This window comes from Streptococcus constellatus subsp. constellatus, from assembly GCF_023167545.1.
In the GTDB taxonomy this organism is placed as follows: Bacteria; Bacillota; Bacilli; order Lactobacillales; family Streptococcaceae; genus Streptococcus; species Streptococcus constellatus.
The window spans coordinates 152,198-169,336 of the sequence record NZ_AP014647.1; the positions used below are offsets into that span (position 1 = coordinate 152,198).

Here is a 17,139-nt window from a genome sequence, read left to right on the forward strand (position 1 = left end):
GGAGGCGCTTGTATGGTATTATTTACAGGAGCGAGTGTTGAAGAAGCTATTCAAAATGGCTTGCGTGAGTTAGAGATTCCAAGGATGAAAGCACATATCAAAGTGATTTCTCGTGAGAAAAAAGGATTTTTGGGATTATTTGGCAAGAAATTAGCCCAAGTTGACGTAGAACCCATCAACGAAACGACAGTAGTAAAGGCGAATCAAAAGGCTGTCAAAGGTGTTCCAGAAGAAATCAATGCTCAAAATGAACCTGTCAAGAGCGTCAGTGAAGCAACTGTTGACTTAGGCCACGTTGTTGCAGCTATTAAAAAAGTTGAAGAAGAAGGCAAAGAAATTTCAGATGATGTCAAAGCTGAAATCTTGAAGCATGAAAAAGAAGCCAGCACGATTCTTGAAGAGACAGGAACGATTGACTTGTTGAAAGATAGTGATATCGTAAATTTTCAAAAATCGGTCGCTCAAGAAGAAAAGACAACCGATAAGATTATTTCTTTTGATCAGGCTATAGAAAAGCGCTCGGAAAGTCAACCGATAGCTGAAGAGCCGGCTGATTTTGAAGATTTGGGCATTCAAGTTGAAGAAAATTATGATGTTGAAGAAGTTGTTGCGAGTGTGACGGGTTATGTGCAAAACATCGTGGATGAAATGGACGTAGAAGCTAGCCTTGCAAGTGCTCATAATCGTCGGACAATCAATATGCAAATTGATACCAATGAGCCTGGTCGCATTATCGGCTATCACGGAAAAGTGCTGAAAGCTCTTCAATTATTGGCACAGAATTATCTTTATAATCGTTACTCTAAGAGTTTTTACATTTCTATAAATGTCAATGATTATGTAGAACATCGAGCAGAAGTTCTACAAAGCTACGCTCAGAAGCTAGCTGATCGTGTGTTGGAATACCAACATAGTCAAAAGACTGATCCTATGTCTAACAATGAGCGGAAAATTATTCACCGAATTATTTCTAAAATGGATGGGCTTACCAGCTATTCAGAGGGTGACGAACCAAACCGTTATGTTGTAGTGGATATTGATAGTGAATATAATTAAGGACTGAGAAGAATTTCTTTTCAGTCTTTTCTTTCCATTTAGTCCACTATTTGATGTGCTTGAGATTGAGAAGAAAGGAGCTTGCATGTCTATTTTTCCAGCTATTGAAGCTTACTTAGTGTTGCAAGGAAATAAATATATTTCTCCTGATAAAGCGGGAGAATTGAGAGGGACGATGCTTGATTTTAAACAGAAGGGGGGCAGGCTGCCCGCAAGGAATTTGTCGATTTGGTAAAGCAATTTCAAGCATTTTATCCAAAATTAACTCTGGAGTGCAGCAGCAACTGGATGAATCAAGCTCAAATTTTGCGATCCCATTTTTGGAACTACTTGCGTGGTTATGGCAATATCACAGAACCCATGTTTGCCTTGCGATTATATGGGAATCCGAAGGAATTTGGAGTGTCGCTAGAAGTTAGTTTTATTGAGCGTAAGAAAGATGAGACCAGTCTGACAAAGCAAAATCGAGTGCTGCAGGTATCAATCACAGATCCAGTTTATTATTTGGCTCAAATAAATGGTGTCAGTCAACGATTTGTTGGAACAGAAGAAAATCGGCAATATTTGACTCGACAAGTAAAAGCAGGGCAAATTCGTAAAGTCTTAGTGAAATACGATGTGGATTTAGCTCAAGCCACTTCAATAGGGGAAGTGCTGAATGAACTCCAAACTGCTATGACAACACTTATTCCTTTCTATGAGGCAACTCGATTGCTTTAAGAGATAGTAATGATGAAGAAGGCGTTTACTTGTAAGGGGCTATTGACAAATGTTGAAGAATCATATAGAATAGTTAAGTATGTTTAGTAACTGATCACATAGCCGGCTAAACGAATACAAGAATCTAAGAGGAGGTATTCAAAGTGAAACGTACTTATCAACCAAGTAAAATCCGTCGTGCGCGCAAACACGGTTTCCGTCATCGTATGGCAACTAAAAACGGTCGTCGCGTGCTTGCTAGCCGTCGTCGTAAAGGACGCAAAGTTTTGGCTGCATAATCCAAACGAATACAAGATGAAGAACCAACGGAAACTCGAGACCGCTGGTTTTTTTGTTGGATAACAACGAGACAAACTGCATTTACCGCGAGATTTTGATATAATAGAAAATGATATAAAGAGGATTGAACTGATGAATATTTTTGATACACATACACACCTTAACGTGGATAATTTTGCAGGAAAAGAAGCTGAAGAGATTGCTTTCGCACGCGAGCTAGGTGTTACCAAGATGAATATTGTGGGTTTTGATACAGAAACCATTGAAAAGTCGCTAGCGCTGTCTCGTCAATATGATGAACTATACAGCACGATTGGTTGGCATCCAACTGAGGCAGGCTCTTATACGCAAGAAGTTGAAAACATGATTGTCAGTCATTTGCACGATTCCAAAGTTATTGCCCTCGGTGAGATTGGTCTGGATTATCACTGGATGGAAGATCCGAAAGATGTGCAGATTGAGGTCTTCAAACGTCAGATTCAGCTGTCGAAAGACCACGATTTGCCATTTGTTGTTCATACGCGTGATGCGCTGGAAGATACTTATGAAGTTATTAAGGAAGCTAGTGTTGGCGAACAGGGTGGTATTATGCACTCGTATTCAGGCTCTTTAGAAATGGCTGAACGTTTTGTTGAGCTTGGTATGATGATTTCTTTTTCTGGTGTGGTGACTTTTAAAAAGGCTGTAGATGTGCAAGAAGCTGCGCAGAAGTTGCCTTTAGATAAGATTTTAGTTGAGACAGATGCACCTTATCTAGCCCCTGTACCAAAACGTGGTCGTGAAAATCGAACGGCTTATACTCGTTATGTTGTAGATAAAATAGCAGAGCTTCGCGGCTTGACGACGGAAGAAGTGGCGGAAGCAACCTATCAGAATGCTCTGCGCATTTTTGATTTAAAGGAAAAATAAATGAAAGAGAAAATTTCTCAAATCATTGTGGTTGAAGGTCGGGATGATACGGTTAATCTTCAACGATATTTTGATGTGAAAACCTATGAAACCAGAGGTTCAGCGATTAACCAAGAGGATTTAGAGCGAATTGCAAGACTTCATGATTTACATGGGGTTATCGTTTTTACTGATCCAGATGTCAATGGTGAACGGATTCGTAGGATGATTATGACCGCCATTCCTAGTGTTCAGCATGCTTTTCTCAATCGTGATGAAGCAGCGCCTAAGTTTAAAAGTAAAGGGAAATCATTGGGGATCGAGCATGCTTCTTATGACGATTTAAAAGCTGCTCTTTCTCAGGTAACTAAACATTTTGAAAAAAAGACTGATTTTGATATCACACGTTCAGATTTGATTCGCTTAGGATTTCTGGCAGGCAATGACAGCCGCAAACGTCGTGAATTTTTAGGAGAAGAACTCCGCATTGGCTATTCAAATGGAAAACAGTTGCTTAAACGACTAGAATTGTTTGGGATTGGATTGACAGATGTTGAAAATGTAATGAAAGAGTACGAAAGGAAGCGACATGGCAAATAGAAGTTATATTTATTTTAAAAACGGAGATGAGACACGTGTTTTAGCGGAGGGAATTTATAGTATTCCCTATTTCTGGCAACTGTTTTGGAATGAAGAAGATCTGCAAGCAGCTATTGATTTGTGGAAAAAAGTAGAAGAGCTTGAAAAAGAAGATAAAGAGAAAGCAGAAGAATTTTATCAAGAGCAGAATATGGGAGTTACTCTTTCCATTGAAAAATTCCAGCAAAATGCCCGCCACAATCGGTCTTTTTTAGAGCAACATGCTCCACAGGTGTTGCAACTGTATGATGATTTTGTTCGCTATATTATTGCAAATGTCAAAGAGGATGATACGCTGGGATTTGACGTTTTAGAAATTGTTTCTATGGACGAATTGCCTATCGCTTCTGATAAACTTTTAAAAAATATCCGTGCTATTCAGCAAAATCAACCAGAAGATTTAGATTTCTCTCTAACGGATAAGGACTTGCTTGGGTTAGCTATGGGGTTTCCAGATGATTATGCTTCAGACATGTTGCCAGAAGACAATATTCTAAAATCAGCTGCTTACCAAGATGAGTTGAAGAAGCGGCAAAATCAAGAAAGCAAGCAGGCAGATAATGTGATTGAATCCGATTCAAAAGGTAACAAACGCCGGATTCATCCAGCATTTTGGATTTTGCTTGTGCTAGGAATTATGCGGATTTTATATATTTTATTTAGCTAATGGATAGAAATGAGAATTATGAGAATTGCGGATTATAGCGTGACGCGAGCTGTACTTGAGCGTCATGGTTTTACTTTTAAAAAATCATTCGGTCAGAACTTCCTGACAGATACCAATATTTTACAAAAAATTGTGGATACAGCTGAAATTGATAAACATGTTAATGTGATTGAAATCGGACCGGGCATTGGGGCACTGACTGAGTTTTTAGCGGAAAATGCAGCAGAAGTCATGGCTTTTGAGATTGATGAGCGTCTAATGCCGATTTTGGCAGATACCCTGCAGGAATTTGAAAATGTTAAGATTATCAATGAAGATATTCTTAAGTCAGACTTACAAGCTTGGATCAAGGAATTTGCTAATCCAGAATTACCTATCAAAGTGGTGGCTAATCTGCCTTATTACATCACGACTCCGATTTTGATGCATCTGATAGAAAGTCGGATTCCTTTTTCAGAATTTGTTGTGATGATGCAGCGAGAAGTAGCTGATCGCATCTCGGCGCAGCCCAATAGTAAGTCTTATGGTAGTTTGTCAATAGCTGTGCAATATTACATGACAGCTAAGGTCGCTTTTATCGTACCGCGGACAGTCTTTGTTCCCGCCCCAAATGTGGATTCGGCAATTCTGAAAATGACTCGTAGAGACAAGCCGGCAGTTGAGGTCAAAGATGAACCCTTCTTCTTCAAGGTCTCAAAAGCTAGTTTTACTCACCGTCGGAAAACCCTCTGGAATAATCTAACTAGTTGTTTTGGCAAATCGGATGAAATTAAAACAAGACTGGAGATCGCTTTGAATAATGCTGATCTGTCTCCAAATGTTCGAGGAGAAGCACTTGATTTGCAAGAATTTTCCCGCTTATCAGATAGCTTATATGATGAGGGATTCAGATAAACTGAATAATAAGTATCACATAACAAAGAACCTCGCTAAGTTCATCTTAGTGAGGTTCTTCATAAGGAAAGGACGGGATTTGAACCCGCGCATGAATAAAATCCATTTGCCGGATTTCGAGTCCGGTGCCGTACCAAGCTGGGCCACCTTTCCAGAATTTAAAATAAGCACTTAATGGGGTGTATCCAACTATGTTATTTCGTTCCAAACGAGAAGACAAAGCGTAGCATAACTTGAGTAAGGTGCGCTACAATTGACGAAGTCTCAAACGAAATAAAAATGCGGAAAAAGGGATTTGAACCCTCACGTCCGAATGGACACATGCGCCTGAAGCATGCGCGTCTGCCGTTCCGCCATTTCCGCTTGGTTTCTATTATACCATATTAAAAACGTTTTTCATCATTTTTTTGCACTAAAAAGCAAAATACTGCTTTTTTTGTTATAATGAACTTATTAAGCGTTAAAGGAGTCCATTTGAAAGGAACAATTGTGAAAGCCTTAGCAGGCTTCTATTATGTAGAGTCAGAAGGCAAGGTTTATCAGACTAGAGCTAGAGGAAATTTCCGCAAGAAAGGACAAACTCCCTATGTGGGGGATGAGGTCGAATTTTCTGCTGAGAAAGATTCTGAAGGTTATATCTTAAAAATAGCAGAGCGAAAAAACAGTCTGGTACGACCACCTATTGTCAATATAGATCAAGCTGTTGTAATAATGAGTGCTAAAGAGCCAGATTTCAATCCTAATCTTTTGGACCGTTATTTAGTCCTCTTGGAGCAGAAAGCTATCCACCCGATTATCTATATCAGTAAATTAGATTTGTTGGCGGACGACAAGGAATTAGACGTTTTCCTTGATATTTATCGCTCTATCGGCTATGATACTGCCAAGACAATAACAGAACTGTTGCCGTTTTTAACAGCTAAGACGACTGTTTTCATGGGACAAACTGGGGTTGGCAAATCTACTCTGCTCAATAAAATGGTACCAGATTTACAGTTGGAAACCGGAAAAATTTCAGAAAGTTTGGGTCGTGGTCGCCACACAACTAGAGTGGTTAGTTTTTACAATCTCAATGGGGGAAAAATTGCAGACACACCGGGATTTTCTTCGCTGGATTATGAAGTGGACAATGCAGAGGATTTAAATCGAGCATTTCCTGAAATTGCAAAAGTCAGTCATGGCTGCAAATTCCGGACCTGCACGCATACGCATGAACCGAATTGTGCGGTAAAACCTGCCGTTGAAAAGGAACAAATTGCAGCTTTTCGTTTCGAGAATTACTTGCAATTTCTGAGTGAAATTGAAAACCGTCGTGAAACCTATAAAAAAGTAGCTAAAAAGCAACCTAAGTGAGGAGGAAGTCAAATGAAACCTTATAAAATTGCACCATCTATTTTAAGTGCAGATTATGCTAATTTTGAATCGGAACTAAAAAAGCTAGAAGCAACTGGTGCAGAATATGTTCATATTGATATTATGGATAGTCATTTTGTGCCCAATATCAGCTTTGGTGCGGGTGTGGTCGCAAGCATGCGACCGCACAGTAGATTGGTATTTGATTGTCATCTTATGGTATCTAATCCAGAACATCATATTGAAGAATTTGCTCGTGCGGGTGCAGATATTATCAGTATCCACGCTGAAGCAACCCCTCATATTCACGGAGCTTTGCAAAAGATTCGGACAGCAGGTGTCAAGGCAAGTGTCGTTATCAATCCAGGGACGCCTGTTGAAGTGGTGAAAAATGTTTTGAATTTAGTCGATCAAGTCTTGGTTATGACGGTCAATCCAGGCTTCGGTGGACAAGCCTTTCTGCCAGAAACAATGGATAAAGTACGGGAATTAGTTGTTTTGAGAGAAGTGAACCAACTAGACTTTGATATTGAAGTAGATGGTGGTATTGATGATGAAACCATTCGCGTTGCCAAAGAAGCCGGTGCCAATGTCTTTGTAGCGGGCAGTTACGTTTTCAAAGGAGATGTAGCTCATCAGGTTCAAACATTGAAAGAAGCATTGCATGACTAAAATTGCTCTTTTTGCTGGCGGGATGATAGATAGTTTTCAAGTGGATTTTGACATTTTTATCGGAGTGGACAGAGGAAGCCTGTTTCTCATTGAACAAGGCATTTGTCCAGACTTAGCGGTCGGTGACTTTGATTCTGTTTCGGAGGAAGAGCTGGCTTTGGTTTGTTCTCAATCTAAGGAGGTACTTCAAGCACAACCTGAAAAAAACGACACAGATTTAGAACTAGCTGTCAAGACTGTTTTTGTACGTTATCCGCAGGCACAAGTGACTATTTTTGGTGCTTTTGGCGGGCGCTTGGATCATACTTTGGCAAATATTTTCTTGCCGAGCGATCCAGAAATCACGCCTTATATGCAACAAATTCGGCTTTGTAGTGCGCAAAATGAGCTCAGCTATTGTCCTCAAGGGCGTCACGAGATAAAGCCGGTAGTTGGTATGGATTATCTAGCTTTTATGTCTGTGAGCAATAGTCAGTTAACGATTGAAGGAGCCAAATATCCTTTAAACGAATCCAATTATTTTTTCAAAAAAGTGTATGCTTCTAACGAATTTATAGATGAGCCCGTTTTTTTAGAGTGCCAATCAGGTTATGTTATTGTCATTTATAGCAAAGACAGGAGTTAGTATGGAGTTTATAATTATCCTCTTATTGCTGGGAAATCTTGTTGTGACCTTTCTTTTATGGCAAAAGAATCAGCAACAGGCAGATCAGGTACAGAAATTGTTGGAAGATCAAGCTGATCACTTATCTGATCAGTTGGATTACCGTTTTGAGCAAGAACGGCAACGAAGTCTTCTGACACAACAACAACTGGAATTGGCTCTGGGAGATCGTTTGGGTGAGGTGCGTACGGATTTACATCGGAATTTAACGGAAATGCGTTTAGAAATAAGTGAAAATCTAACCCAAAATCGTGATAAGACAGATGAACGAATGCGCCAAATTCAAGAGTCAAATGACCACCGTTTAGAACAAATGCGCCAAACGGTGGAAGAAAAATTAGAGAAGACACTGCAAACAAGATTGCAAGCTTCCTTTGAAACGGTCTCAAAACAATTAGAATCGGTCAATCGCGGTTTAGGAGAAATGCAAAATGTAGCGCGTGATGTGGGCACTCTAAACAAGGTACTCTCCAATACTAAAACGCGCGGGATTTTAGGCGAATTGCAGCTTGGTCAAATCATTGAAGACATTCTGACACCGAGCCAGTATGAGCGTGAGTTTGCAACAGTTCCAGGCTCTAGTGAACGTGTAGAGTACGCGATTAAATTACCGGGGCAAGTAGAAAAAGAATACATTTATTTGCCAATTGATTCCAAGTTTCCGCTTGCTGACTACTATCGCTTAGAGGATGCTTATGAGTCAGGAAACAAAGAAGAGATTGATTTGTACCGCAAGTCTTTGTTGGCTAGTGTCAAACGTTTTGCCAAGGACATCAATAAGAAATATTTAGCGCCTCCTGCAACAACGAATTTTGGAGTGATGTTTTTACCAACAGAAGGGCTTTATTCAGAAGTTGTTCGCAATCCGGAATTCTTTGACAGTTTGCGTCGGGACGAGCAGATTGTGGTCGCAGGGCCATCTACTTTGTCTGCTCTACTCAATTCGCTTTCGGTCGGTTTTAAAACGCTCAATATTCAAAGAAGTGCAGATGACATCAGTAAGGTTTTGGGCAATGTCAAATCAGAATTTAATAAATTTGGTGGCATTTTGCTCAAGGCGCAAAAACATTTGCAACACGCTTCTGGAAATATTGATGAATTGCTGACGCGCAGAACCAATGCTATCGAGCGAACTTTGCGCCATATTGAAATTTCGAACAAATCGGACTTAAATGGTCTGCTAGATTTCCAAGATGAAGAGGAAGAATATGAAGATTAACCAAATGAAGAAAGACGAGTTGTTTGAGGGATTTTATCTCATCAAATCCGCTGAACTGCGTCAGACAAGAGCTGGAAAAAATTATTTGGCATTCACCTTTCAAGATGATACGGGAACGATTGAAGGAAAATTATGGGATGCCCAACCTCACAATGTAGAAGAATTTACTGCTGGAAAAGTCGTGCACATGCAAGGGCGCAGAGAAGTGTATAACAACACCCCTCAAGTCAATCAAATTACCTTGCGATTGCCTAAAGTTGGCGAGCCAAACAATCCAGCTGATTTTAAGGAAAAACCACCAGTTGATGTCCAAGAACTACGTGAATATCTGTCACAAATGATCTTCAAAATTGAAAACCCAATTTGGCAGCGTGTGGTGCGAGCCTTGTATGCTAAATACGATAAAGAATTTTATTCTTATCCTGCTGCTAAAACGAATCATCATGCTTTTGAAGCAGGACTTGCTTTTCATACAGCTACAATGGTGCGGTTGGCAGATAGCATCGGAGATATTTATCCGCAGTTAAATAAAAGTCTTTTGTTTGCAGGGATTATGTTGCATGATCTAGCAAAAGTGCTGGAATTGACGGGTCCTGAACAGACAGAATACACTGTTCGAGGCAATCTCATCGGACATATTGCCTTGATTGACGAAGAAATGACAAAGGTATTGGTAGAATTAAAAATCGAAGATACCAAAGAAGATGTCATCATTCTCCGTCACGTATTACTAAGCCATCACGGTTTGTTGGAATACGGCAGTCCTGTTCGTCCCAAAATCATGGAAGCAGAGATTATCCACATGATTGACAATTTAGATGCGGAAATGATGATGATGACTTCAGCTTTAGCCTTAGTTGGTGAAGGTGAAATGACCAATCGAATCTTTGCTATGGACAACCGCTCCTTCTATAAACCAAATTTTGATAAGTAAAAAACGAAAAACGAATGTTATTGCAAAAATAATGTTCGTTTTTTGGTCTTATTATGATATAATGAAGAAAATAAAATAAAATTGGTGAAAAAATGAAATTAAGAAGAAGTGAACGCATGGTAGTCATTTCTAACTACCTAATCAATCATCCTTATGAACTAACTAGTCTCAATACATTTGCTGAAAAGTATGAGTCCGCAAAATCCTCCATTTCCGAAGATATTGTCATCATTAAACGTGCTTTTGAAGAAATGGAAATCGGATATATCGAAACCATCACAGGGGCAGGAGGAGGTGTTATTTTTACTCCTTCTATCTCGGATAAAGAAGCTAAGGCAATGGTAGAAGAACTTTGTACGAAATTGTCCGAAAGCAATCGGATTCTACCTGGTGGCTACATTTATTTGTCGGATTTGTTGAGTACGCCTTCTATTTTAAATAACATTGGGCGCATTATTGCAAAGACATTTAGAAACCAAAAAATTGATGGTGTTATGACCGTTGCTACAAAAGGAGTACCTTTGGCAAATGCAGTGGCAAATGTATTAAATGTCCCATTTGTCATCGTGCGCCGCGATTTGAAAATTACAGAGGGTTCAACGGTTAGCGTCAATTATGTGTCAGGTTCAAGTGGGGATCGTATTGAAAAGATGTTCTTGTCGAAACGCAGCCTAAAAGCTGGAAGCCGTGTTTTAATCGTAGATGATTTCTTAAAAGGTGGTGGGACAGTCAACGGCATGATTAGCCTTTTACGAGAATTTGATTCGGAATTGGCTGGTGTAGCAGTTTTTGCGGAAAATGCACAGACAGAGCGTGAGCACTTAGATTACAAATCTTTGTTGAAAGTAACAAATATTGATGTGAAGTCTAACAAAATCAGTGTAGAAGTTGGCAATATTTTTGACAAATAGATGAGGTGAGAATTTGAAAAATATATTGGATAAATTGGATCAAAGCTCTTTGTGGCTGAGAATTTCGATTGTTATAGCTTTGGCGCTCATTCTTGCTGCTGGATTATTTTTCGTTAAAAAGCAAGATGATGCGACGCGTGCAGCTGCTCCGACTGTAAGGCGAACCATTTCAACATCAAAATCTTCAGAATCGAAAGCAGAAAAAGAGAAAAAAGAGCAAGCCAAAATTGTACAAGAGGCAGAAGATGCTGTTAAAAAATTGGAGACAGAGCAGACGACGGCTAATGTAACGCCTGCTCAAGAAAAAGTGGACAAGTTGAAAGACGAAGCTCAAAAAGCTCAACTTCAACAACGGATTAAGGCAGTTAGTGACGCGATTGCTGCGCGTGAAGCCAATGAAGCAGCTGCTACAGCAAATCAAAACGCTGTGACGCCTCAAACAGATGCAGGGCAAACTTATCAACAAACCTATCAAGCTCCTGCAACTTCAGCTACCACAGGACAGGCTGAGACCAATTCAGCTCAAACTCCAACGACTAACGGAGCAGGTGTCCCAGCCACAAATACTGCGGGGCAATAGATGGGAACTCAGCAAGAAAACTATAAAAATATATTGACAAAGAAAGTGTCGTCGTGTTATACTAATAGACGGTACTTTTTACTTTTGGTCTCTCAAAAGTGTACAGAGACGTGCTGACAAATGTTGCAAAAGTACACGCAGATGATAGCTGTCACCAAGTGTATCATCACCAAAATTAAAAAAATACAGGAGAAATGTAGATGCCTACAATTAACCAATTGGTTCGCAAACCGCGTAAATCAAAAGTAGAAAAATCTAAATCACCAGCTTTAAACGTTGGTTATAATAGTCTGAAACGTGTGCCTACTCGTGAAAACTCACCACAAAAACGTGGTGTTGCAACTCGTGTTGGTACTATGACACCTAAAAAACCTAACTCAGCTCTTCGTAAATTTGCTCGTGTACGTTTGAGCAACTTGATCGAAGTGACTGCTTATATCCCAGGTATCGGACATAACTTGCAAGAACACAGTGTTGTGCTTCTTCGTGGTGGACGTGTAAAAGACCTTCCAGGGGTACGTTATCACATCGTTCGTGGTGCACTTGATACAGCAGGTGTAACTGATCGTAAGCAAGGCCGTTCTAAATACGGTACCAAAAAACCAAAAGCATAAGGAAAGGGGATAAAGATAAATGAGTCGTAAAAACCGTGCGCCTAAGCGCGAAGTATTGCCAGATCCGCTCTACAATTCAAAATTAGTGACACGTCTTATCAACCGCGTTATGCTTGATGGGAAACGTGGTACAGCCGCTTCAATTGTATATGGCGCTTTTGAGCAAATCAAAGAAGCTACTGGAAACGATGCACTTGAAGTATTTGAAACAGCTATGGAAAACATCATGCCTGTACTTGAAGTACGTGCTCGCCGTGTTGGTGGGTCTAACTATCAAGTCCCAGTTGAAGTTCGTCCAGAACGTCGTACAACTCTTGGGCTTCGTTGGTTGGTAACTATTTCACGTTCACGTGGAGAACACACTATGCAAGATCGTCTTGCGAAAGAAATTATGGATGCGGCAAACAATACTGGTGCAGCTGTTAAAAAACGTGAAGATACTCACCGTATGGCTGAAGCTAACCGTGCTTTTGCTCACTTCCGTTGGTAAGATTGCTACTCTTTTTAGAGACTTGCAAAAAGCTCAGTACTCTTACTAATTAGCATGAGTAATCAACAAGCGGGTAGGATTTGCCTACTCGCTTTTCTTAAAATATGTTATAATAAACTGTAAATAAAATAATAGGAGAAATAACCAAATGGCTCGCGAATTTTCACTTGAAAAAACTCGTAACATCGGTATCATGGCTCACGTCGATGCTGGTAAAACAACAACGACTGAACGTATTCTTTACTATACCGGTAAAATCCATAAAATTGGTGAAACACACGAAGGTGCTTCACAAATGGACTGGATGGAACAAGAACAAGAACGTGGTATCACCATCACATCTGCTGCAACAACAGCGCAATGGAAAGATTACCGTGTCAATATTATCGACACACCAGGGCACGTGGACTTCACTATCGAAGTACAACGTTCACTTCGTGTATTGGACGGTGCTGTAACTGTTCTTGATTCACAATCAGGTGTTGAACCTCAAACGGAAACAGTTTGGCGTCAAGCAACTGAATATGGTGTTCCACGTATCGTATTTGCTAACAAAATGGATAAAATTGGTGCTGACTTCCTTTATTCAGTAAGCACTCTTCACGATCGTCTTCAAGCAAATGCTCACCCAATTCAATTACCAATTGGTGCAGAGGACGACTTCCGTGGAATCATTGACTTGGTTCGCATGAAAGCTGAAATCTATACAAATGACCTTGGAACAGATATTCTTGAAGAAGATATTCCAGCAGATTACCTTGAACAAGCTCAAGAATGGCGTGAAAAATTGGTCGAAGCAGTTGCTGAAACTGATGAAGATTTGATGATGAAATACCTTGAAGGTGAAGAAATTACTGAGGCAGAATTGAAAGCTGCAATCCGTAAAGCAACGATCAATGTTGAATTCTTCCCAGTTCTTGCTGGTTCTGCCTTCAAGAACAAAGGTGTTCAAATGATGCTTGATGCAGTTATTGACTACCTTCCGAGCCCACTTGATATTCCAGCTATTAAAGGTGTAAACCCAGATACAGACGAAGAAGAAACTCGTCCAGCTTCTGATGAAGAACCATTTGCAGCACTTGCTTTCAAGATTATGACGGACCCATTTGTAGGTCGTTTGACATTCTTCCGTGTTTACTCAGGTGTCTTGAACAGCGGTTCATACGTATTGAATACTTCTAAAGGTAAACGCGAACGTATCGGACGTATCCTGCAAATGCACGCAAACCACCGTAACGAAATCGAAACTGTTTACGCAGGTGATATCGCTGCAGCTGTTGGTTTGAAAGATACCACGACTGGTGACTCATTGACTGATGAAAAAGCAAAAATTATCCTTGAATCGATCGAAGTCCCAGAGCCAGTTATCCAATTGATGGTGGAACCAAAATCTAAAGCTGACCAAGACAAGATGGGTATTGCTCTTCAAAAATTGGCTGAAGAAGATCCAACATTTCGTGTTGAAACAAACGTTGAAACTGGTGAAACAGTTATCTCTGGTATGGGTGAGCTTCACTTGGATGTCCTCGTAGACCGTATGCGTCGTGAATTCAAAGTGGAAGCAAATGTAGGTGCTCCTCAAGTATCTTACCGTGAAACCTTCCGTGCCCAAACATCAGCGCGTGGATTCTTCAAACGTCAATCAGGTGGTAAAGGTCAATTCGGTGATGTTTGGATTGAATTTACTCCAAATGAAGAAGGAAAAGGCTTCGAGTTTGAAAATGCTATCGTTGGTGGAGTGGTTCCACGTGAGTTTATCCCAGCCGTAGAAAAAGGTTTGGTTGAGTCAATGGCAAACGGTGTACTTGCAGGTTATCCAATCGTTGACGTGAAGGCAAAACTGTATGATGGTTCATACCACGATGTTGACTCATCTGAAACAGCCTTCAAGGTTGCAGCTTCACTTGCGTTGAAAGAAGCTGCTAAGACTGCACAACCAACTATTCTTGAACCAATGATGCTTGTTACCATTACTGTTCCAGAAGAAAACCTTGGTGATGTTATGGGACATGTAACAGCTCGTCGTGGACGTGTTGATGGTATGGAAGCTCATGGTAACAGCCAAATCGTGCGTGCTTATGTACCACTTGCTGAAATGTTCGGTTATGCAACAGTTCTTCGTTCAGCATCTCAAGGACGTGGTACTTTCATGATGGTCTTTGACCACTATGAAGATGTACCGAAGTCAGTACAAGAAGAAATCATTAAGAAAAATAAAGGTGAAGCTTAATTAAGCAAAACTTACACGTCCGCAGCTGCGGGCGTTTTTTATGTGACTTTCAATCCGTCTCGCTCCGTAAGGTGCGAGACAAATAAACCACCCGTTTGACGGATGGTTATGATTATAAAAGAGTTCAGATTCTTGTGGAATCTGAACAATTAATATTCAACCTTACGGAGAAAAGAGAAACTTAGCCGCATCATCGGAACTATCAAGAGCTTTTAAGGAGCTTTGACTTAAAAGAAAGACAGTATCACATACTTTGAAGACTTCAGATAAATTGTGAGAGGTCAGTAAAATAATCTTTTCAGGGCTGTATTCTTTTAGCAAATCGTATGCGGCGAAACGTCTTCGTTCATCCAGCCCGTCCAGCAACTCATCTAAAATAAGAATATCGCTTTGAATAGACAGAGCATATAAGAAAGCGAACAGCTCTTTCATTCCTAGAGAATATTTTCCGATTTTTTTCTTGAAATAATTAGCTCCGCCCATTCTAGCTAAATTTTTCTGAAATGTACTTTGCTCCTCTGAGGACAATAATGTGAGATAGTCATGGGCTGACAGATGCTTGTCAAAAATGTCTAGGCTTGGAATGTAAGCAACTTTTCCGCTTTGGATTTCTCCATCGAATCCTTTGATTTCTCCGTTGATTAGACTAAAGAGGGTGCTTTTGCCAATGCCGTTTGGTCCGATCATTCCATAAAGCCCTGGAGTTGTCAGTTCAAACGTTAACTGTTGAAAGATAGTTGTTGTTAGATTGTTTATAGAGAATCCTGTCATAATTTCCCATCCTTTCTATAATAGTAATGCTGATATAGATAATGGGAAGCTAGTATAAATCCCAAACTCAAAACGAGCAGATAAACAACTCCTATGAGGAAGGCATTCTGAGGGAGAATTTTAATGTCATTGATGAGCTGCCCATAGCCAAGATATTCAAAAGGAAAAAATTTCTTGAGAGGCTGGAACCATTCTTCTTGAGATAAAGTGAGAAAACCAGTCAAGAAGACAACAATCAGGCCGATGACAACCAGGCTTTTCTTGAAAATGAGAGACAGGAGCTGACCCAGGCTGGCCAGGAAGAGGAGGGCGACCAGAAAGAGGGGCAGGGTTTGCAGGACAATCTGCCAGATGGGCACAATAGTCCGGTCCAGGTAGAGATAAGGATAGTTCCAGGTGCCGAAACTGTCCAGCAGGCCTTTGGCTACATAGAGGACAGCGAAGAGCAGGAGGGTGAACAGAAAGGTCACCAAGATAGGAACCAGCAGTTTGATGAGCAGGTGCTTGAGCTTGCGACCGCCCAGCAGCTGATAAAAACGAATCTGCGAACTCTCAATCTCGCTACTGAGGGAATCGGCTATAAGGACGGTGATGAGAACAAAGATGGTGGTAGAGGACAGCCAGGCTGTCATGATGTGGCCTATGCTAAAGGCAGCTTCGCTTGTGCTATTAAATGAAAGACTCGGACTTCCTCCGACTGCTTTTACAGCTTCGCGGTAACGGATACTAGCTTTTAAATTCTGATAGTCATCAGAGTTTTTGTCTGTTGTGGAGTTAAGTAGGGTTAACAAGCCCTGATATTCCAGTTGAGCAACTTTTTCTAGATCCTTCTTTTTTAAAGCGGCTAATTCTTCTGATAGAAGAACTTCTCTTTCTTGTTCCAATTTTAGCTGTTGACTGATAACCTTATCGGCAGGATTTAGCTGAGCCTGACTTTGTAAATTTTTCACCGATTGTTTGCTTTGTTGGAGCTGCTCTCTGATAATAGCCAGATTGCTATTGAAGCTCTGCTTGTTTATTGCTGTTTGGTTGAAGATAAATAGCCCCAAAAAGATGGCAGCCAGCAGGATTAGACAGATTTTATTTTTGGGACTTTTTAGAAAGCGTTTCAGTTCAAAGCGAAAAAAATCCATAAATATACCTCGTACAAAAGGAACATAGAGGCTAGATTGATAGCCTCTATGTTTAGCTATTAATAAGTCTGATAGTGATAGATATAAAGAAATGCTGGATTAATACCTTCATAACGATTAATCCGTTCTATTTTGGATACACGAAAACCTCTGTGATAATACAAGTTCATCCAAGAATAGGATGTTCGAGTGACTCCACCCATAACAAGATGAACCTCATATTTAGTGTGTACAACTGAGGCTATGTTAGCAGCTGAGACGATATTTTTGGCACCTAGACCAAGTAAAGTTGCAAGAATTGCAATCAATAAAGCGTTTTTCTTAACTTTTTTCACCATTGTATTTATCCTCCTTACAATAAATATAAAAGTGTTTGTCTAGACATTTTTTATTATATGATAAATTGCAAAAAAAAGTGCAACAAA

The 17,139-nt window shown here is 40.2% G+C and carries 19 protein-coding genes, 2 tRNA genes and 1 pseudogene; 17 read left to right on the forward strand and 5 right to left on the reverse strand.

All coding sequences use genetic code 11. The annotated features are described in order from the left end of the window. Positions 1 to 12 precede the first annotated feature (12 nt). The 7 genes and pseudogenes from jag to rsmA all read left to right on the forward strand — a co-directional run bounded on the left by jag (position 13) and on the right by rsmA (position 5,143). Entirely contained in the window at positions 13 to 1,056 is a 1,044-nt protein-coding gene (gene jag, locus SCSC_RS00805) for an RNA-binding cell elongation regulator Jag/EloR (protein ID WP_006269429.1), read from the forward strand. A gap of 85 nt (positions 1,057 to 1,141) precedes the next feature. Then, a pseudogene (locus SCSC_RS00810) lies at positions 1,142 to 1,776 on the forward strand (HI_0552 family protein). A 143-nt stretch (positions 1,777 to 1,919) separates the two neighbouring features. Continuing rightward, the gene (gene rpmH / locus SCSC_RS00815) at positions 1,920 to 2,054 is read left to right on the forward strand and encodes a 50S ribosomal protein L34 (RefSeq protein WP_003026476.1); all 135 of its coding nucleotides are present in this window, start codon (positions 1,920 to 1,922) and stop codon (positions 2,052 to 2,054) included. Between the two features lie 133 nt (positions 2,055 to 2,187). Continuing rightward, a complete protein-coding gene (locus SCSC_RS00820; RefSeq protein ID WP_003071005.1) occupies positions 2,188 to 2,964 on the forward strand; it encodes a TatD family hydrolase in 777 nt (258 codons plus the stop codon). Beyond that, complete coding sequence (rnmV, locus tag SCSC_RS00825) at positions 2,965 to 3,543, forward strand: ribonuclease M5 (RefSeq protein ID WP_006269434.1); 579 nt, start codon at positions 2,965 to 2,967, stop codon at positions 3,541 to 3,543. After that, a complete protein-coding gene (locus SCSC_RS00830; protein ID WP_003070999.1) occupies positions 3,533 to 4,249 on the forward strand; it encodes a hypothetical protein in 717 nt (238 codons plus the stop codon). The genes rnmV and SCSC_RS00830 overlap by 11 nt, the downstream gene beginning before the upstream one ends. Before the next feature lie 18 nt (positions 4,250 to 4,267). Beyond that, on the forward strand, positions 4,268 to 5,143 hold the full coding sequence (gene rsmA, locus SCSC_RS00835; protein WP_006269432.1) for a 16S rRNA (adenine(1518)-N(6)/adenine(1519)-N(6))-dimethyltransferase RsmA: 876 nt from the start codon (positions 4,268 to 4,270) through the stop codon (positions 5,141 to 5,143). Between the two features lie 64 nt (positions 5,144 to 5,207). On the opposite strand, the gene SCSC_RS00840 is transcribed toward rsmA, so the two are convergent. Next, positions 5,208 to 5,296, reverse strand: a tRNA-Ser gene (locus tag SCSC_RS00840). Positions 5,297 to 5,423: 127 nt separating this feature from the next. After that, positions 5,424 to 5,506: transfer RNA gene (locus SCSC_RS00845), tRNA-Leu, on the reverse strand. Positions 5,507 to 5,617: 111 nt separating this feature from the next. Here SCSC_RS00845 and rsgA point away from each other — a divergent pair. The 10 genes from rsgA to fusA all read left to right on the forward strand — a co-directional run bounded on the left by rsgA (position 5,618) and on the right by fusA (position 14,810). Then, the gene (gene rsgA / locus SCSC_RS00850) at positions 5,618 to 6,496 is read left to right on the forward strand and encodes a ribosome small subunit-dependent GTPase A (protein WP_006269428.1); all 879 of its coding nucleotides are present in this window, start codon (positions 5,618 to 5,620) and stop codon (positions 6,494 to 6,496) included. 12 nt (positions 6,497 to 6,508) lie between these two features. After that, on the forward strand, positions 6,509 to 7,168 hold the full coding sequence (gene rpe / locus SCSC_RS00855; protein ID WP_006269426.1) for a ribulose-phosphate 3-epimerase: 660 nt from the start codon (positions 6,509 to 6,511) through the stop codon (positions 7,166 to 7,168). Continuing rightward, positions 7,161 to 7,793, forward strand: a complete 633-nt coding sequence (locus tag SCSC_RS00860; RefSeq protein WP_003070985.1) for a thiamine diphosphokinase — start codon at positions 7,161 to 7,163, stop codon at positions 7,791 to 7,793. The genes rpe and SCSC_RS00860 overlap by 8 nt, the downstream gene beginning before the upstream one ends. 1 nt (position 7,794) lies before the next feature. Continuing rightward, on the forward strand, positions 7,795 to 9,051 hold the full coding sequence (locus tag SCSC_RS00865) for a DNA recombination protein RmuC (protein ID WP_006269435.1): 1,257 nt from the start codon (positions 7,795 to 7,797) through the stop codon (positions 9,049 to 9,051). Beyond that, positions 9,041 to 9,985 carry a 3'-5' exoribonuclease YhaM family protein gene (locus SCSC_RS00870; protein WP_006269437.1) on the forward strand — a complete coding sequence of 315 codons (945 nt, stop codon included), beginning with the start codon at positions 9,041 to 9,043 and terminating at the stop codon, positions 9,983 to 9,985. The genes SCSC_RS00865 and SCSC_RS00870 overlap by 11 nt, the downstream gene beginning before the upstream one ends. Positions 9,986 to 10,077: 92 nt before the next feature. Beyond that, a complete protein-coding gene (gene purR, locus SCSC_RS00875) occupies positions 10,078 to 10,896 on the forward strand; it encodes a pur operon repressor (protein ID WP_006269438.1) in 819 nt (272 codons plus the stop codon). Positions 10,897 to 10,909: 13 nt separating this feature from the next. Next, entirely contained in the window at positions 10,910 to 11,476 is a 567-nt protein-coding gene (locus SCSC_RS00880) for a hypothetical protein (RefSeq protein WP_006269425.1), read from the forward strand. 200 nt (positions 11,477 to 11,676) lie between these two features. Next, positions 11,677 to 12,090 (forward strand): 30S ribosomal protein S12, encoded by a 414-nt coding sequence (gene rpsL / locus SCSC_RS00885; RefSeq protein WP_003026451.1) that lies wholly within the window; start codon positions 11,677 to 11,679, stop codon positions 12,088 to 12,090. Between the two features lie 19 nt (positions 12,091 to 12,109). Then, a complete protein-coding gene (gene rpsG, locus SCSC_RS00890) occupies positions 12,110 to 12,580 on the forward strand; it encodes a 30S ribosomal protein S7 (RefSeq protein WP_003026449.1) in 471 nt (156 codons plus the stop codon). Positions 12,581 to 12,728: 148 nt separating this feature from the next. Further along, on the forward strand, positions 12,729 to 14,810 hold the full coding sequence (gene fusA, locus SCSC_RS00895; protein ID WP_003070974.1) for an elongation factor G: 2,082 nt from the start codon (positions 12,729 to 12,731) through the stop codon (positions 14,808 to 14,810). Between the two features lie 162 nt (positions 14,811 to 14,972). On the opposite strand, the gene SCSC_RS00900 is transcribed toward fusA, so the two are convergent. From SCSC_RS00900 to SCSC_RS00910, 3 genes are read right to left on the reverse strand one after another with little or no spacing between them, the layout of a single operon-like run. Further along, on the reverse strand, positions 14,973 to 15,581 hold the full coding sequence (locus SCSC_RS00900) for an ATP-binding cassette domain-containing protein (protein WP_006269431.1): 609 nt from the start codon (positions 15,579 to 15,581) through the stop codon (positions 14,973 to 14,975). Continuing rightward, positions 15,578 to 16,714 (reverse strand): ABC transporter permease, encoded by a 1,137-nt coding sequence (locus tag SCSC_RS00905; protein WP_006269427.1) that lies wholly within the window; start codon positions 16,712 to 16,714, stop codon positions 15,578 to 15,580. The genes SCSC_RS00900 and SCSC_RS00905 overlap by 4 nt, the downstream gene beginning before the upstream one ends. 59 nt (positions 16,715 to 16,773) lie before the next feature. Beyond that, positions 16,774 to 17,052 (reverse strand): hypothetical protein, encoded by a 279-nt coding sequence (locus SCSC_RS00910; RefSeq protein ID WP_003077743.1) that lies wholly within the window; start codon positions 17,050 to 17,052, stop codon positions 16,774 to 16,776. Positions 17,053 to 17,139: the final 87 nt, after the last annotated feature.

Bases quoted from the DNA above. Each gene is read 5' to 3' on its own strand.
- jag (WP_006269429.1), top strand. From the start codon at position 13: ATGGTATTATTTACAGGAGCGAGTGTTGAAGAAGCTATTCAAAATGGC.
- SCSC_RS00820 (WP_003071005.1), top strand. From the start codon at position 2,188: ATGAATATTTTTGATACACATACACACCTTAACGTGGATAATTTTGCA.
- rnmV (WP_006269434.1), top strand. From the start codon at position 2,965: ATGAAAGAGAAAATTTCTCAAATCATTGTGGTTGAAGGTCGGGATGAT.
- SCSC_RS00830 (WP_003070999.1), top strand. From the start codon at position 3,533: ATGGCAAATAGAAGTTATATTTATTTTAAAAACGGAGATGAGACACGT.
- rsmA (WP_006269432.1), top strand. From the start codon at position 4,268: ATGAGAATTGCGGATTATAGCGTGACGCGAGCTGTACTTGAGCGTCAT.
- rpe (WP_006269426.1), top strand. From the start codon at position 6,509: ATGAAACCTTATAAAATTGCACCATCTATTTTAAGTGCAGATTATGCT.
- SCSC_RS00860 (WP_003070985.1), top strand. From the start codon at position 7,161: ATGACTAAAATTGCTCTTTTTGCTGGCGGGATGATAGATAGTTTTCAA.
- SCSC_RS00865 (WP_006269435.1), top strand. From the start codon at position 7,795: ATGGAGTTTATAATTATCCTCTTATTGCTGGGAAATCTTGTTGTGACC.
- SCSC_RS00870 (WP_006269437.1), top strand. From the start codon at position 9,041: ATGAAGATTAACCAAATGAAGAAAGACGAGTTGTTTGAGGGATTTTAT.
- purR (WP_006269438.1), top strand. From the start codon at position 10,078: ATGAAATTAAGAAGAAGTGAACGCATGGTAGTCATTTCTAACTACCTA.
- rpsL (WP_003026451.1), top strand. From the start codon at position 11,677: ATGCCTACAATTAACCAATTGGTTCGCAAACCGCGTAAATCAAAAGTA.
- rpsG (WP_003026449.1), top strand. From the start codon at position 12,110: ATGAGTCGTAAAAACCGTGCGCCTAAGCGCGAAGTATTGCCAGATCCG.
- fusA (WP_003070974.1), top strand. From the start codon at position 12,729: ATGGCTCGCGAATTTTCACTTGAAAAAACTCGTAACATCGGTATCATG.
- SCSC_RS00900 (WP_006269431.1), bottom strand. From the start codon at position 15,581: ATGACAGGATTCTCTATAAACAATCTAACAACAACTATCTTTCAACAG.
- SCSC_RS00905 (WP_006269427.1), bottom strand. From the start codon at position 16,714: ATGGATTTTTTTCGCTTTGAACTGAAACGCTTTCTAAAAAGTCCCAAA.
- SCSC_RS00910 (WP_003077743.1), bottom strand. From the start codon at position 17,052: ATGGTGAAAAAAGTTAAGAAAAACGCTTTATTGATTGCAATTCTTGCA.